Raw genomic sequence first — 14,437 nt, forward strand, 5'->3', positions numbered from 1 at the left:
GGGTGTCGCTTCTTCAGGTGGGACAGCGAAGGGGGCCTCCGGACCGGAGCCACCGACCCCGACTGCGGAACCGGACGCAGATTAACAACCAGGACACTCCCCGCGTCGGGGACACGGCGGACAGGGCGACTGGCCCTTCGCAGCGCTTGTCGTAGACTCGCCGGGGCCGCGGCGAGGGACGGAAGACGGGCGGATGATGGGATCTGACGGTACGGCCGGCACCCGGGGACGGATCGTCATGCTGGTCGACAACGGTGTCCACGGCGACTCCCGGGTCCAGAAGACAGCCCGTTCGGCTGCCGACGCCGGTTGGGACGTCGTCCTGCTGGGGCGGGCCCCCGGAGGCGTGGCGCAGTCCTGGCGGCTCGGCGACGCGGAGGTGCGCCTGCTGGCGATGCCCGATCCGCTCGCCCGCCGCCGGCACGAGTTCCGGCGGTCCTGGCTGCGCTGGCCGCTGGCGTACCCGCCGAGCGGGATCGCCGCCCACCGGCGGCAGGCCGTCCGGGCGTGGCAGGCCGACCTCGACGTCCGGGCCGCGCAGCTGGCCGTCGCCGACCCGGCGACCCCCCGCCTCGGCCTGCGTCGCCGGGCGCTCCGGGCCGAGCAGGTCGCCGCGAAGCTGACCCGCACCTGGGTGTCGGGGCGGTACTGGATGCTCACCCGGGCCCGCACCCACCGCCGGTTCCGCAACCCGTGGGACCGGGCGTACACGCTCTTCTGGCAGACGGTGAAGGGCGACGGCGCGTGGCGGCGGCTGGAGCCGGGGCTGTGGGACTACGAGCTGGCCTACGGCCCGGTCGTCGACGAGTTGCGGCCCGACCTGGTGCATGCCAACGACTTCCGGATGCTCGGGGTCGCCGCCCGCGCCAAGATCCGCGCCGCCGCGCGGGGACGCAAGATCAAGGTGGTCTGGGACGCGCACGAGTTCCTGCCCGGCGTGAAGCCCTGGCAGGACAACGCCCGCTGGCTGCCCGCGCACCGCGCCCACGAGCGGGAGTATGCCCCGTACGCCGACGCGGTGATGACCGTCTCCGGCGGCCTGGCCGAGCTGTTGCAACGGGAGCACGGCCTGACCGCCGTGCCGGACGTGGTGCTCAACGCGCCAGCCGCCGACCACGGTGAGTCGACCCCGGACGCACCCGCACCGGACCTGCGTGCCCTCTGCGGGATCGGCCCCGAGGTGCCCCTGCTGGTCTACAGTGGGTCGGCCGGGAGGCAGCGCGGCCTGGATACCATGGTCGACGCGATGCCGCAGATGCCCGGGGTGCACGTGGCGATGGTGGTCAACAAGCCCGCCGGTCCCTACATGACCGAGGTCCTCGCCCGCGCGACCAGGCGGGGCGTCGCCGACCGGGTGCACGCCCTGCCGTACGTGGCGCACTGGCAGGTGGTGCCCTTCCTCTCCGCGGCCGACGTCGGGGTGATCCCGATCCACCACTGGCCGAACCACGAGATCGCGCTGATCACGAAGTTCTTCGAGTACTCGCACGCCCGGCTGCCGCTGGTGGTCAGCGACGTCAAGACGATGGCCGGCACGGTGCGCTCCACCGGCCAGGGCGAGGTGTTCCGCGCCGAGGACGTGGCCGACTACGTCCGCGCGGTCCGCGCTGTGCTCGCCGACCCGGAGCGCTACCGCGCCGCGTACGACCGCCCCGGCCTGCTGGAGAGCTGGACCTGGGAGGCGCAGGCCGAGGTGCTGGACGGCGTCTACCGCCGGCTCCTGCCGGACCGGCCCGGCCCGACACCGCCCGGTGCGCGACCGGCCGCCGGGGCGGACCCGGCCGGTCCGGGGGCCGCCCGGCCGGCGGTGAGGGCCGGCACGTGACCGTCCCCGACGTCACCGTCATCACCGCCGTCTACAACACCATGCCCTACCTGACCCGGTGTCTGACGTCGGTGGTGGAGCAGACCATCGGACTCGACCGGCTCGAGGTCATCGCCGTGGACGACGGCTCCACCGACGGCAGCAGCCGGGAGCTGGACCGGTTCGCCCGGTCGTACCCGGGTACGGTCAAGGTGATCCACCAGGCGAACACCGGGGGTCCGGCGAACCCGAGCAACCGCGCGCTGGAGATCGCCACCGGCCGGTACGTCTTCTTCATCGGCTCGGACGACTACCTCGGGCCGGAGGCGCTGGAGCGGCTCGTCGCGGCGGCCGACCGGTACGACTCGGACGTGGTGCTGGGCCGGATGGTGGGGGTGAACAGCCGCTACATCCACCAGGCCATCTTCGAGTCCACCCAGGCCGAGGTGGACCTGTTCACCTCGCCGCTGCCGTTCTCGCTGTCCAACACGAAGCTGTTCCGGCGTGACCTGATCGAGCGGCACAAGCTGCGCTACCCGGAGGACATGCCGGTCGGCAGCGACCAGCCGTTCACCATCGAGGCCTGCTACCGGGCCCGACGGGTCTCCGTGCTCGCCGACTACGACTACTACTTCGCCGTGCGGCGGTTCAACGCCCACAACATCACGTACAAGAGCCGGCACCTGGAACGGCTGCACTGCGCCGAGTCGATCATGGACTTCGTGGGCGGGCTGATCGAGGCCGGCCCCCGGCGGGACGCGGTGCTGCTGCGCCACTTCGCCTGGGAGGTCGCCCGGCTGCTGGAGAACGACTTCCTGGCGTTGGACCGGCCCACCCAGGCCAGCGTCCAGGCCGGGGTGCGGTCGCTGGCCGAGCGGTACCTCACCGACACGATCCGGGACCAGATCGGCATCGAGACCCGGGTCCGGCTCGCCCTGGCCTGGCACGGTGAGCTGGACGACCTGCTCGCGGCGATCCGGCAGGACGCCGACCAGGGCAACCCACCGGCGGTGGTGGAGGACGACCGCTGGTACGCCGACTACCCCGGCTTCCGCGACCCCCGTCTCGGCATCCCGGACCAGTGGTTCGAGATCACCGGCAGCGCCGCGGACTGGATCGCCCGGCTGGACACCGTGTCGGTCGCCTTCGAGGGCACCCGCGCCCTCGTGGTGACCGCCCGCAGCCCCCGTCCCGATTTGCCGCACCTCGCCTCGGCGTTGAAGATCGTGGCGGGCGACGTGCCGGCGGAGAGCACCGAGCTGGTCCCGGACATCACCGGCACCACCATCCGGGCGCGCATCCTGTTGGCCGGTCTCCTCACCGACCTGGCTCCCGGCGGTAAGCTTCGACTCATCCAGGCGCGGATCGACGCGCTCGGTACGACCGGGACGGCCCCCCTGCGCGGTCCCCGTCGGACGGTGCCCCAGCGTGTGGTGGTCCGCCGCGGCGCACGCCTGCACGTCCTCACCGCCACCACCAACCACAAGGGTCAACTGATCGTCGCCGTAGCACCTGTGACGCCACGCCGGGTGATGGCCCGCCTGCGGCGCAGGCTTCCACTAGGAGGAAAGTAGTAGACATGAACATCTGCGTCGTCGCCCTCGGGAAGATCGGACTGCCGCTGGCCGTGCAGTTCGCGACGAAGGGGCACCGGGTCATCGGTGCCGACGTCTCCGAGCGGGTGGTCAGCCTGGTCAACGACGGCGCGGTGCCGTTCCCCGGGGAAGCCGATCTGGACGTCAAGCTCAAGGAGGTGGTCTCGGCCGGTCTCCTCTCGGCCACCACCGACACCGCCGCCGCGGTGGCCGACAGCGAGGCCGTCGTGGTGGTCGTACCGCTGTTCGTGGACGCCGAGGGCGTGCCGGACTTCGGCTGGATGGACGACGCGACCCGGGCCATCGCCGCCGGTCTCAAGCCGGGCACCCTGGTCAGCTACGAGACCACCCTGCCGGTCGGCACCACCCGCAACCGTTGGGCGCCCATGCTGGAGCAGGGCTCCGGGCTCACCGCCGGCACGGACTTCCACCTGGTGTTCAGCCCCGAGCGGGTGCTCACCGGCCGGGTCTTCGCCGACCTGCGCCGCTACCCGAAGCTGGTCGGCGGCATCGACGAGGCGTCCGCCGCGCACGGCGTCCGCTTCTACGAGGCGGTGCTCGACTTCGACGAGCGCCCCGACCTGGGCAAGCCGAACGGCGTGTGGGACCTCGGCTCGGCCGAGGCGTCCGAGCTGGCCAAGCTCGCCGAGACCACCTACCGGGACGTCAACATCGGCCTGGCGAACCAGTTCGCCCGGTTCGCCGACACCGTCGGCGTGGACGTCACCAAGGTCATCGAGGCCTGCAACACCCAGCCGTACAGCCACATCCACTCCCCGGGCATCGCGGTGGGCGGCCACTGCATCCCGATCTACCCCCGGATGTACCTGTGGAACGACCCCGCCGCCACCGTGGTCCGTTCCGCCCGCGAGGCGAACGCGGCCATGCCGGAGTACGCCGTCGACCTGCTCGCCGCCGCGTACGGCGACCTCACCGGGGCGGAGGTGCTGGTGCTCGGTGCCGCCTACCGGGGCGGGGTCAAGGAGACCGCCTTCTCCGGGGTCTTCCCGACCGTGGAGGCGCTGCGCGCCCGGGGCGCCAAGCCGTACGTTTCGGACCCGATGTACACCGCCGAGGAGTTGGCCGCGCACGGGCTGCCCGCCTACGCCGGGGAGCGGGTCACCGCCGCCGTCGTGCAGGCCGACCACGCCGAGTACCGCTCCCTGGCCGCCACCGACCTGCCCGACGTGCGGGTGCTGGTCGACGGCCGCCGGGTGACCGACCCGGCGCGCTGGGCCGACGTCCGGCGCGTCGTCATCGGCGGCTGAGCCACACCGGTCCGGTCCGCCGGACCGCGCCCCACGTGACACGGGCCCCGACCGATCCGGTCGGGGCCCGTCCGCGTCGCCGGCACCTCGCCGCCGCGTCCTGGCTCTCCGCGCCGACTGCCGCCGGTCCGGCGCTGCCGCCGGGTGGTAGGAGGGGACCCCTGCACGACAGAAAGCGGTAACAGGGGACCCCTCCTACCACCTCAGACGCCAGCCGGCGGGTTGGCCGGGTCCCGGGAGACCACCTCGCCCTTCTCGTTCACCCAGCCCTTGGGGCGGGCCGGGTTACCGGCGACCAGCTGGTACGGAGCGACGTCCCGGGTCACCACCGAACCGGCGGCGATCATCGCGTACGAGCCGACCTCGATCCCGCAGACCAGGGTGGCGTTCGCGCCGATGGACGCGCCCCGGCGTACCACGGTCGGGGTGATCTCCCAGTCCGGGTTCTGCGCCCGGGGGCGGAAGTCGTTGGTGAAGACGGCGCACGGGCCGACGAAGACCTCGTCCTCCAGCGTCACGCCCTGGTACACGGAGACGTTGTTCTGGACCTTGCAGAGGTCCCCGATGACCACGTTGCTGTCGACGTAGACGTTGCGTCCGATCACGCAGCCGCCGCCGATCCGCGCGGTGGACCGGACGTGCGCCAGGTGCCAGACCTTCGTGCCGTCGCCGATCCGCGCGCCCTCCTCGACGTCGGCCGTCGGGTGCACGAAGACCTGGTCGGTTCCTTGGCTCATGGGCTCCACTCACAGTCAGCAGGGCGCGTCCGCGCCGGTGTGGCGTACGGCCGGCGGCCGGCGGGACGGACCCGCCCGGAGCCGGCGCACGTGCTCGGTCACCCGTGGTCCCGGCGCGCGTCACCGGGGAGCACCACGGCAGCGGGAAGCATAACCGGCGGCTCCGCCCACGCCCGACGCTCACCCGCCGCAACGCCGTCCACCCGAGCTGTCCCACCCGGCCGGAGGGGCGTCCGGTCCCGCCGCCCCTCCCGGCCTGCGGGCGGCCGTCCGCAGGCCGGCGCCCGGTGCGGTCCCCGGCCGGGGGTGTCGTGACGCCAGCCCGTCTGGCACCATTCGCTGACCGGGGGCTCAACAGTGGAGGTGCGGGTGCGGGTCCTGCTGGTGGAGGACGACCGCCGGGTGGCGGCGGCCCTGTCGTCGGCGTTGACCCGGCGGGGCTACCAGGTCGAGCACGCCGCGACCGTGGCGGCGGCGCTGGCCGCCGCGCCGTGCGACCTGGTCCTGCTCGACCTGACCCTGCCGGACGGGGACGGCACCGAACTGTGCCGGGAGCTGCGGCGGCGCAGCGCGCAGATCGGCATCATCGCGGTCACCGCCCGGGGCGAGGAGCGGGACCGGGTGCTCGGGCTGCGTCTCGGCGCGGACGACTACGTGGTGAAGCCCTTCTCGATGGTCGAGTTGCAGGCCCGGATCGAGGCGGTGCTGCGCCGCGCCGCCCGCGCCGCACCGGAACTGGACCGGATCACCGCCGGCGGCCTCCGGATCGACGTGGCCGCCCGGACCGTCACCGTCGACGACCGGTCGGTCACCCTGACCCGCAAGGAGTTCGACATCCTCGTGTCGCTCGCCCGGCAGCCCGGCGCGGTGGTGCCCCGCGAGCGGATCCTGCTTGACGTCTGGGGGACCACCTGGGCCGAGGGGCACACCGTCGAGGTGCACGTCGGGTCGCTGCGCGGCAAGCTGGGCGACGCGCGGCTGGTGGAGACCGTGCGCGGGGTCGGCTACCGGCTCCGCGCCGAGTGAGGTCGAGGTGCGCCGTCGGCTGGTCATCAGCTACCTGCTGCTGATGGCGCTGGTGCTGGTGGCACTGGAGACCCCGCTCGCGGTGACCCTGGCCAACCGGGAGACCGACCGGGTCCGCGCGGACCGGCTCGCCGACGCCACCCGGTTCGCCTCGCTCGCCGGCCCGGCACTTCGCGGCGGCGGCACCGGCCAGCTCGACGGGGAACTGGGCAGCTACGAGGACCTGTACGGCATCGGCGCGGCCGTGGTCGACCGGGAGCTGCGGACGGTGGCGGTCTCCGACGGCTACCGGTCGTCCCCGACGACCGAGCTGGCCCTGCGGGTCGCGCTCTCCGGGCAGCAGTTCACCGGTGCCGAGTCGGTCTGGCCCTGGGTGGACGGACCGATCGTGGTGGCGGTGCCGATCAACGACGGCGGCGAGGTGCTGGGCGCGGTGGTGACCGCCAGCCCGGTCGACGCGGTCCGCCGCGCTGTCACGACCTGGTGGCTGGTCCTCGCGGCGATCGGGCTGCTCGCCGTGCTGGCCTGCGTCTCGACCGCGTTCGGGTTGGCCGGCTGGGTGCTGCGCCCGGTCATCGAACTGGACGCGGTGACCCACGAGATCGCCGAGGGGGATCGCAGCGCCCGGGTCCAGCACCGGCTCGGGCCGCCGGAGCTGCGCCGCCTCGCGGCCGGCTTCAACCACATGGCCGACGTGGTCTCCGACGTGATGGACCGGCAGCGGGCCTTCGTCGCGCACGCCAGCCACCAGCTCCGCAACCCGCTCACCGCGTTGCGGCTGCGGGTGGAGGAGCTGGGGCCGAGCCTGACCGACCCGGAGGGGCGGGCCGAGCACCGGCTGGCCCTGGAGGAGACCGACCGGCTGGCCCAGGTGCTCGACGCGCTGCTCACCCTGGCCCGGGCCGAGCGGGAGGAGAACCGGCTGGTGACCGTCGACGCGGTGGCGGTGGCCGCCTCCCGGGTGACCGCCTGGGAGCCGCTGGCCCGCCGCCGGCAGGTCACGCTACGCCTGGTCGCGGCCTCCGGCCCCCGGTACGCCCGTACCGTGCCCACCGCCATCGACCAGGCCCTGGACGCGTTGATCGACAACGCGGTGAAGTTCAGTGGCGCCGGGGGCGCGGTGACGGTGACCGTCGAGCCGGCCGAGGACGGGGTGACGCTGGTGGTCGCCGACACCGGTCCGGGTATGACCGACAGTCAGCTCGCGCAGGCGACCGAACGCTTCTGGCGTGCCCCGGACGCGCAGAACGTCGAGGGGGCCGGGCTCGGACTGACCATCGTGGCCGTGCTGGTGGACGCCTCCGGCGGGCACCTGACCATGCGCCGGGGCGAGCCGCGCGGCCTGGTGGCCGAGCTGTGGTTTCCCACCGCGCCGACCGGAGCCGGCCCGCCGGGGGCCGGCCGGACCGAGAGTCGGCGGACCCCTGAGCCGGCCGGACCGAGCGCGGCGGACCCCTGAGCCGGCCGGGCGTGGTCAGGGCTTGTTCGCCCGGTACCAGGCCGCCGCGCCCGGGTGCAGGGGGAGCGGGACGGTGGCGATGGCCGATCGGGCACTCATCCGACCGGCGGCCGGATGCGCGGCGGCCAGTTCCTCCCGGCGTTCCATCAGCAGCCGGGTCACCTCCCGCACCACGGCCTCCGGCACGTCCGCCCCGACCACGAGGTAGTTCGGGTTCGCCACGGTGGTCACCGGTTCCGCGCCGTACGCCGAGCTGGGGATGTCCCGGGAGACGTAGACCTCCCGGTGGCTGCGGCGCAACGGCTCGGTCCACTCGCCCAGGTCGACCAGGCGGATCCCGGCGGTGCCGGCGAGCTGCTCGATCGCCCGTACCGGCAGGCCGCCGGAGAAGAAGAACGCGTCGATCCGCCCGTCGCGGAGCGCGGTCACCGAGTCGTCCAGCCCGAGCCGTTCCCGTCGCACCGCACCGCCGTCCAGTCCCGCCACGTCGAGCAGCCGGCCCGCGGTGATCCCGGTGCCCGAGCCGGGGGCACCCACCGACACCCGCCGGCCGCGCAGGTCCGCCACCGTCCGGATCGGCGACTCGGCGCTGGTGACCAGGTGCAGCAGGTCGTCGTAGACCCGGGCCACCGCCACCACGCCGGGGTGGGCGTCCGGGGCCCCGGAGAGGACGTCGGCCTGGGTGAAGCCGAGTTCCGCCCCGCCCGCCGCGACCAGCCGGACGTTCTCCGCCGACGCGGCGGTCACCACCACGGTCGCCCGGACCCCGGGCAGTTCCCGGTTGAGGATGGTCGCCAGCGACTGGCCGAAGGCGTGGTAGACCGCGGTGGGGCTACCGGTGGCGATCCGGATCCGGACCGGCTCGATTGGTTCGTCGCGGCATCCGGCCAACGCCGGAACGGCCGCCCCGACCAGCACGGCCAGCAGCGCGAGGGCGACCGCCGGCCGCCGGCCGGAGGCGGAGGGCACGGTGTTCACCGGCTGTACTCTGCGCCCGGACGGCCCCGGTTGGCAACCCGCCGTCGCGCGGACGCTAGGCGGTCTCCCCGGCCGGGGCGGTCACCGGGGCGGGGGTCAGGCTGGCGCTCTCCAGGATCCGGTTGCGGTCCGCCCCGTCGGCGACGCTCACCACGAAGCAGCCGGCCCCGGGGCGGAGCGTGGCGGGAACCTCCAGCAGGGCGGCGCCCCGGACCAGGACCGCGGCCAGCTCCCGGTCGGTGAGGCGGACCCCGAGGATGTGCCGGCGGACGTGCCGGCCACCGGCCAGCAGCGCGGACCGCCAGGCGGCGGCGGCCAGCCGGGACCGCCACACCCGACGGGCCGCGGACGCGCCGGGCACCGGTCCGCCGAGCAGTTCCCGCCGGCCCTGCCGCCACCCGGTGTCGAGCAGCGTCGCGTAGGCGGTCCGGGCGGACGCGGGCACCCGCAGCTGGTGCAGTTCGTAACGGCGGCGCAGACCGCCGACGGTGATGTCGTGCTCCACCGGGACACCGAGCCGCCCGAGCAACTGCCGCATGCGCAGCGCGGCGTCCTCGCGGTTGAACTCGACGGTGCTCCGGTACGGCTCACCGGGATGCCGGCCCCGGGGACCCGCCGGCAGGGGCATGCAGCGCAGCAGGCAGGCGACCTCGAAGGCGTCGGCCACGGTCGGCCAGTCCAGCGGCGGCGGGTGCGCCGTGGCCCGGGGCCGGTCGAGCAGGGTGGTTTCCATCGGGGACCGCTCCTCCACTCGTCGGGGTATCCCTACGGTGGACGGTGAGGGGCCCGCGCGGTACCGATCGGCGCAAGCCTTGAGCAAAATTTGCGTTGTCGCGCCCGGCGACGAGTGCGGCGGAGGTGCCGGCCGGTCGCCGGTCACCCACGGTCAGAGCCGGGTGACCACCACGTCGACCCGGCGGGGCCGGCCGGGCGTGACCGGTTCCTCCAGCACCGGGTACTTCAGGTCGCGCAGCGCGGTGACCAGCTCGGCCGCGTCGCGCGGGCGGATCCCGGCGGTGAGCAGGTCACGTACCAGCCGGCCCTTGGTCGCCTTGTTGAAGTGGCTGACCACCGACCGGGTCACCACCCCGTCGACCTCCCGTTCGTGCAGCACCCGCACGGTCACCGTCCGCCCGGCCACCTCCCCCCGGGGCGTCCAGGTCGCCGCGTAGGCGGCGGAGCGCAGGTCGAGCACCGGTCCGTCGGCCGCCGCCGACTCCATCGCCGGTGCCAGCACCCGCTTCCAGTACGCGGTCAGCGTCCCCGGTCCGGGCAGGGTGGTCCCGATCGGGCAGCGGTACGGCGGGATCCGGTCGGTGAGGCGTACCGCGCCCCAGAGCCCGGAGGCGACCAGTACCTGCCGGCGGGCGGCTCGCAGGGCTGGCGCGGGAAGGGTGGCCAGGTCCAGCGCCTCGTAGAGCACCCCGGTGTAGACCGCCGCCGCCGGGGCGGTGGCTGCCCGGCGCAGTCGCGCGTTGCGGGCGATGTCGTCCCGCTGGGCGCCGGTGAGCAGCACCTCCCGCCCGACGTCGGTGCCCGGCGCGGTGGCGACGGCGACCAGCGCGTCCAGCACCTCCTCCCGGGCCGGGTTCAGCTCGGGCAGGCTGAGCCGGGTCGGGTCGAGCCGCCGCCCGGCGCGGACGTCGGCCTTGCGCTCCGAGGGCGGCAGCAGGATGAGCATCGGGAGGCACCCCTCACGGGCCGGTGGGACGCTGGCCGGGCGAGCCTACCCGGGCCCCGCCGGCGGAGACGGCAGCGCTCACCGCCAGGGGCGGACGGCGGTGGCCGGGTGGTACACCCGGTAGTCGCCGACGTCGGTGACCGTGGCCGGGACGCCGCCTGCGGCGAGTAGTTCGGTCAGCCGCCGCTCGGCGGGCGAGCCGGCCCGCAGCACGTACCCGGGCCGCTCGGCGCGCCCCACCGCCCGCCAGTACGCCGGGTAGCGGTTCTGCCCCGGGTGCAGCCCGTCGTCGAGCACCCCGCAGAGCACCTCCTCGGCGGTGGTGAAGGTGAGCCGGTGGCAGGTCCAGTAGTCGCCGTACACGTGGCGGGGGCCGGCGGCGCGCAGCACCTCGGCGACCCGGCGGGCCTGACGTTCCTCGGCGCGGATGCCGGCCGTGCCGGTGGCGAACTGGCCGGTCGCCACCAGCGCGGTGACGGTCAGCGCGGCCAGTACGGCGGTGGCGGTGGCCCCCGCGAGCCGCCCGGCCACCCCCGCCGTGCCCCGCCAGCAGGACACCGCCGCCACCCACAGCGGCCAGAGCACCGCCGGCAGGGACAGTTGGAGCACCGACAGGTAACGGGCGCTGGAGAGCGGATCGAACGCGGCCAGCGGGCTGCGCACGTACCCGAACAGGGTCAACGCCGCCCCGGCGACCAGGGCGAGCGTCACGACCGGCCGGACCGGGTGGGTGACCCGGCGGCGCAGCGCGACCAGCGCGAGCCCGACGGCGAGCACCAGCAGCACCGGGTAGAGCAGGCCGAACCACTCCTGCCAGCGGGCGCAGCCCCCCGCCGGGCAGAGCCCACTGGCCAGCGGTACCCCCTCGGTGAGCCCACCGGCGATCCGTCCGGCCAGCGGGCCGGGCGGTCCGCCGGTCGCGTCGACCCGGCGGAACACCGACAGCGAGTCCTGCCCCGGCGGAGCGGTGAGGTTGTCCCAGAGCATCGGGAACACCCCGACGGTGAAACCGGCCAGCAGCAGCACCGCCGCCCAGCCGACCAGCTCCCGGCGCAGCGCGTACGCCAGGGTCAGCCCGGCCACCGCCAGGTAGGGCACGATCAGCCAGTCCGACCAGGTGGCCACCCCGGCGAGCAGCCCGAACAGGCCCACGGCCAGCCGGCGGTGCCGGACCGTGCGTTCGGCGAGCCCGACCGCGACCAGCAGCATCGCCGCCACCGCCACCTTGACCTCGGGGCGTCCGCCCACGGCGGTCATCTGGTCCCGGACCACCCGTTCCGTGCCGAGCGCCAGCAGGCCGACCACCAGCACCGCGAACCAGGGCGAGAAGACCCGGCGGGTCAACCGGTACATCAACCAGACGAAGAGGGCGTAGAGCGCCAGCAGGGGCAGCCGCAGCACCGTCCAGGACGGTCCGGCGACGGCGACCAGCGGCGCCGCCAGGTACGACTCCAGCACCCCCATGTACCGCTGCCCGTACAGGAAGACCGGGTGCGCGCGGCCCTGGGCGACGTGCAGCGCGACCAGACCGAAGGTCGCCTCGTCGCTGTTGCCGGCGGGGACGGTGTGCACCGTCAGCACCAGCCGGTAGCCCACCCCCGCGATGCCGAGCAGGAGCGCGACCAGCGCCGGCCGGTCCAGCGCCGGAACCCACCGTGGTACGCCTGTCGCCATCGCCGAACGCCCCCGTCGCCGCCCTGCGAGCGAAAGTGTGTCACGGGGAGCCGGCCGGGGGAGGCGGATCGGCGCAGGTGAGGGCGGGATGCTTGCTCGCGTGGCCGCCTGGCGGCGGGTGTGGCAGGGTGTCAGCGTGTCCACGCCTCCCGCCGGCCAGCTCGCCGTACCCAGCCTGCACCGCGCCGCCCGGATCGAAGACGCCGTCCACCGGCTGGTGGAACGCCGGCTGCGTCGCACCGGCTGGCAGACCAACATCGTCGCCTACACGGGCTACGGCGGCCCGGGTTGGGTGCGGGTGATGTGCCGGGTGCTGCTCGGCCGGGCGGACAACCGGAAGAAGGGGCGGCTGGAGAAGGTACGCGGCTGGCGCAGCTTCGCCACCCTGCCGGCGAAGCGGGTGACCGTCACCATCGAGGCCGGTGGCGTCCGCCACGAGGCGTGCGCCGACCGCAGCGGCTTCGTCAACACGGTGGTCGAGGCCGACCTGCCCCCGGGGTGGGGGTCGGTCCGGCTGAGCATGGCCGACGCCGAACCGGTGGAGGCGCCGGTGCGCATCCTCGACCCGCAGGTCCGGTTCGGCATCCTCTCCGACATCGACGACACGGTGATGGTCACCGCGCTGCCCCGACCCCTGCTCGCCGCGTGGAACACCTTCGTCCTCGACGAGCACGCCCGCAACGCGGTGCCCGGCATGGCGGTGCTCTACGAACGCCTGGTCACCGCGCACCCCGGCGCGCCGGTCTTCTACCTCTCCACCGGCGCGTGGAACGTGGCGCCGACGCTGACCCGGTTCCTCTCCCGGCACCTCTACCCGGCCGGGCCGCTGCTGCTCACCGACTGGGGCCCGACCCACGACCGGTGGTTCCGCAGCGGCAAGGAACACAAGCGGGCCACCCTGGCCCGGCTGGCGAGCGAGTTCCCCGACGTGAAGTGGCTGCTGGTCGGCGACGACGGCCAGCACGACCAGGAAATCTACCGGGAGTTCGCCGCCGCCCATCCGGCCAACGTGGCGGGCGTGGCGATCCGGCGGCTCTCGCCCACCCAGTCGGTGCTCGCCGGTACGCTCCCTGCGCCGCTGGCCGGGCAGGAGTCGTCGTCCGGGCCGGTGGGGCAGAAGTGGCTCTCCGCCCCGGACGGCGCCGGACTGTGGAAACTCCTCCGTCAGGCGGGCCTGGTCTGAGCCGCGTACGGCTCGGGCACGACGGCGGGTCGGCCGGCCCCGGGGCACTGTGGAAGGGTGGTCGTGTGACGTTGGAGGACCTCGTCCGGCTGCGCCGGGCCCGTGACCTGATCGACCGCGACTACGCGAAGCCGCTCGACGTTCCGGCGCTGGCCCGCGCCGCGCTCATGTCACCGGGCCACTTCTCCCGCAGCTTCCGCGCCGCCTTCGGGGACACGCCGTACAGCTACCTCATGACGCGCCGGATCGAGCGGGCCAAGGCGCTGCTGCGGCGGGGTGACCTGACGGTGACGGAGGTCTGCTTCGCGGTCGGGTGCACCTCGCTGGGGTCGTTCAGCTCGCGCTTCACCGAGTTGGTCGGCGAGAGCCCCAGCGCGTACCGGGCCCGTCGCCACGACGAGGGCACGGCCATTCCGGCCTGTGTCGCCAAGATTTTCACGCGACCGGTCAGGAATCGAGAAGCGAAGGCCGTCCCGACGTCCGTAGCGTGAAACGCATGGACATCACGCTTTCCGACTGCTTCATCGCCGTCGACGACCACGACCGGGCGCTCGCCTTCTACCGGGACGTCCTCGGCCTGGAGGTACGCAACGACGTCGGATTCGAGGGGATGCGCTGGATCACCGTCGGCGCGCCGTCGCAGCCCGACGTGAACATCGTTCTCGAACCGCCCCTGGCGAACCCGAACGCCTCGCCCGCCGACAAGAAGACCATGGCGGAACTGCTGGCGAAGGGCCTGCTGCGCGGGGTCATCTTCCACACCGACGACTGCGACGCCACCTTCGAGCGCATCAGTGCCGCCGGTGGCGAGGTGTTGCAGGAACCGATCGACCAGCCGTACGGCGTCCGCGACTGCGCCTTCCGCGACCCCTCCGGCAACATGCTGCGCTTCAGCCAGCCGCGCGGGCGGTGATCGCCGGGCCCCGGTACCGGTAGCGGGCGGGACCGGAGCCGGCCATGAAGGATCCTTGCGCCGGGGCGAGAGATCGATGAAGATCTCCTTCATGGTGGAGCCGCGCATCCCGACCCTCG

13 protein-coding genes are annotated in these 14,437 nt (G+C 74.1%); 8 read left to right on the forward strand and 5 right to left on the reverse strand.

What is annotated here, in order from left to right:
* Positions 1-196: 196 nt before the first annotated feature.
* From GA0074694_RS28190 to GA0074694_RS28200, 3 genes are read left to right on the forward strand one after another with little or no spacing between them, the layout of a single operon-like run.
* Entirely contained in the window at positions 197-1,825 is a 1,629-nt protein-coding gene (locus GA0074694_RS28190) for a glycosyltransferase family 4 protein (RefSeq protein ID WP_245715052.1), read from the forward strand.
* Positions 1,822-3,378: a glycosyltransferase family 2 protein gene (locus GA0074694_RS28195; RefSeq protein ID WP_091462961.1), complete on the forward strand. Its 1,557-nt coding sequence runs from the start codon at positions 1,822-1,824 to the stop codon at positions 3,376-3,378. The genes GA0074694_RS28190 and GA0074694_RS28195 overlap by 4 nt, the downstream gene beginning before the upstream one ends.
* Before the next feature lie 5 nt (positions 3,379-3,383).
* Positions 3,384-4,667 carry a nucleotide sugar dehydrogenase gene (locus GA0074694_RS28200; RefSeq protein WP_091462962.1) on the forward strand — a complete coding sequence of 428 codons (1,284 nt, stop codon included), beginning with the start codon at positions 3,384-3,386 and terminating at the stop codon, positions 4,665-4,667.
* A gap of 203 nt (positions 4,668-4,870) precedes the next feature.
* Here the strand turns inward: GA0074694_RS28200 and GA0074694_RS28205 are convergent, their stop codons facing one another.
* Positions 4,871-5,404 carry an acyltransferase gene (locus GA0074694_RS28205; protein WP_091462963.1) on the reverse strand — a complete coding sequence of 178 codons (534 nt, stop codon included), beginning with the start codon at positions 5,402-5,404 and terminating at the stop codon, positions 4,871-4,873.
* Positions 5,405-5,773: 369 nt separating this feature from the next.
* Between GA0074694_RS28205 and GA0074694_RS28210 the strand changes: the two genes are divergently transcribed.
* Both GA0074694_RS28210 and GA0074694_RS28215 read left to right on the forward strand, forming a co-directional pair.
* Positions 5,774-6,430 (forward strand): response regulator transcription factor, encoded by a 657-nt coding sequence (locus GA0074694_RS28210; RefSeq protein WP_091464207.1) that lies wholly within the window; start codon positions 5,774-5,776, stop codon positions 6,428-6,430.
* Between the two features lie 7 nt (positions 6,431-6,437).
* Positions 6,438-7,889: a sensor histidine kinase gene (locus GA0074694_RS28215; RefSeq protein ID WP_091462964.1), complete on the forward strand. Its 1,452-nt coding sequence runs from the start codon at positions 6,438-6,440 to the stop codon at positions 7,887-7,889.
* A 15-nt stretch (positions 7,890-7,904) separates the two neighbouring features.
* Here the strand turns inward: GA0074694_RS28215 and GA0074694_RS28220 are convergent, their stop codons facing one another.
* From GA0074694_RS28220 to GA0074694_RS28235, 4 genes are all read right to left on the reverse strand, one after another.
* Positions 7,905-8,867, reverse strand: coding sequence for a TAXI family TRAP transporter solute-binding subunit (locus GA0074694_RS28220; RefSeq protein ID WP_245714954.1), 963 nt, complete (start codon positions 8,865-8,867; stop codon positions 7,905-7,907).
* Positions 8,868-8,922: 55 nt separating this feature from the next.
* Positions 8,923-9,600 carry a hypothetical protein gene (locus GA0074694_RS28225; protein WP_091462965.1) on the reverse strand — a complete coding sequence of 226 codons (678 nt, stop codon included), beginning with the start codon at positions 9,598-9,600 and terminating at the stop codon, positions 8,923-8,925.
* 153 nt (positions 9,601-9,753) lie between these two features.
* Complete coding sequence (gene yaaA / locus GA0074694_RS28230; protein WP_091462966.1) at positions 9,754-10,548, reverse strand: peroxide stress protein YaaA; 795 nt, start codon at positions 10,546-10,548, stop codon at positions 9,754-9,756.
* 78 nt (positions 10,549-10,626) lie between these two features.
* Positions 10,627-12,222, reverse strand: a complete 1,596-nt coding sequence (locus GA0074694_RS28235; protein ID WP_091462967.1) for an ArnT family glycosyltransferase — start codon at positions 12,220-12,222, stop codon at positions 10,627-10,629.
* 88 nt (positions 12,223-12,310) lie between these two features.
* Here GA0074694_RS28235 and GA0074694_RS28240 point away from each other — a divergent pair, with 88 nt between their 5' ends.
* From GA0074694_RS28240 to GA0074694_RS28250, 3 genes are all read left to right on the forward strand, one after another.
* Positions 12,311-13,405: an App1 family protein phosphatidate phosphatase gene (locus tag GA0074694_RS28240; protein ID WP_245714955.1), complete on the forward strand. Its 1,095-nt coding sequence runs from the start codon at positions 12,311-12,313 to the stop codon at positions 13,403-13,405.
* A gap of 65 nt (positions 13,406-13,470) precedes the next feature.
* Positions 13,471-13,896 carry a helix-turn-helix transcriptional regulator gene (locus tag GA0074694_RS28245; RefSeq protein WP_091462968.1) on the forward strand — a complete coding sequence of 142 codons (426 nt, stop codon included), beginning with the start codon at positions 13,471-13,473 and terminating at the stop codon, positions 13,894-13,896.
* Positions 13,897-13,901: 5 nt separating this feature from the next.
* Positions 13,902-14,318: a VOC family protein gene (locus GA0074694_RS28250; RefSeq protein ID WP_091464217.1), complete on the forward strand. Its 417-nt coding sequence runs from the start codon at positions 13,902-13,904 to the stop codon at positions 14,316-14,318.
* Positions 14,319-14,437: the final 119 nt, after the last annotated feature.

It is taken from the genome of Micromonospora inyonensis, assembly GCF_900091415.1.
In the GTDB taxonomy this organism is placed as follows: Bacteria; Actinomycetota; Actinomycetes; order Mycobacteriales; family Micromonosporaceae; genus Micromonospora; species Micromonospora inyonensis.

Coding starts and splice junctions, on each gene's coding strand:
- GA0074694_RS28190 (WP_245715052.1), top strand. CDS start 197: ATGGGATCTGACGGTACGGCCGGCACCCGGGGACGGATCGTCATGCTG.
- GA0074694_RS28200 (WP_091462962.1), top strand. CDS start 3,384: ATGAACATCTGCGTCGTCGCCCTCGGGAAGATCGGACTGCCGCTGGCC.
- GA0074694_RS28205 (WP_091462963.1), bottom strand. CDS start 5,404: ATGAGCCAAGGAACCGACCAGGTCTTCGTGCACCCGACGGCCGACGTC.
- GA0074694_RS28225 (WP_091462965.1), bottom strand. CDS start 9,600: ATGGAAACCACCCTGCTCGACCGGCCCCGGGCCACGGCGCACCCGCCG.
- yaaA (WP_091462966.1), bottom strand. CDS start 10,548: ATGCTCATCCTGCTGCCGCCCTCGGAGCGCAAGGCCGACGTCCGCGCC.
- GA0074694_RS28235 (WP_091462967.1), bottom strand. CDS start 12,222: ATGGCGACAGGCGTACCACGGTGGGTTCCGGCGCTGGACCGGCCGGCG.
- GA0074694_RS28240 (WP_245714955.1), top strand. CDS start 12,311: ATGCTTGCTCGCGTGGCCGCCTGGCGGCGGGTGTGGCAGGGTGTCAGC.
- GA0074694_RS28250 (WP_091464217.1), top strand. CDS start 13,902: ATGGACATCACGCTTTCCGACTGCTTCATCGCCGTCGACGACCACGAC.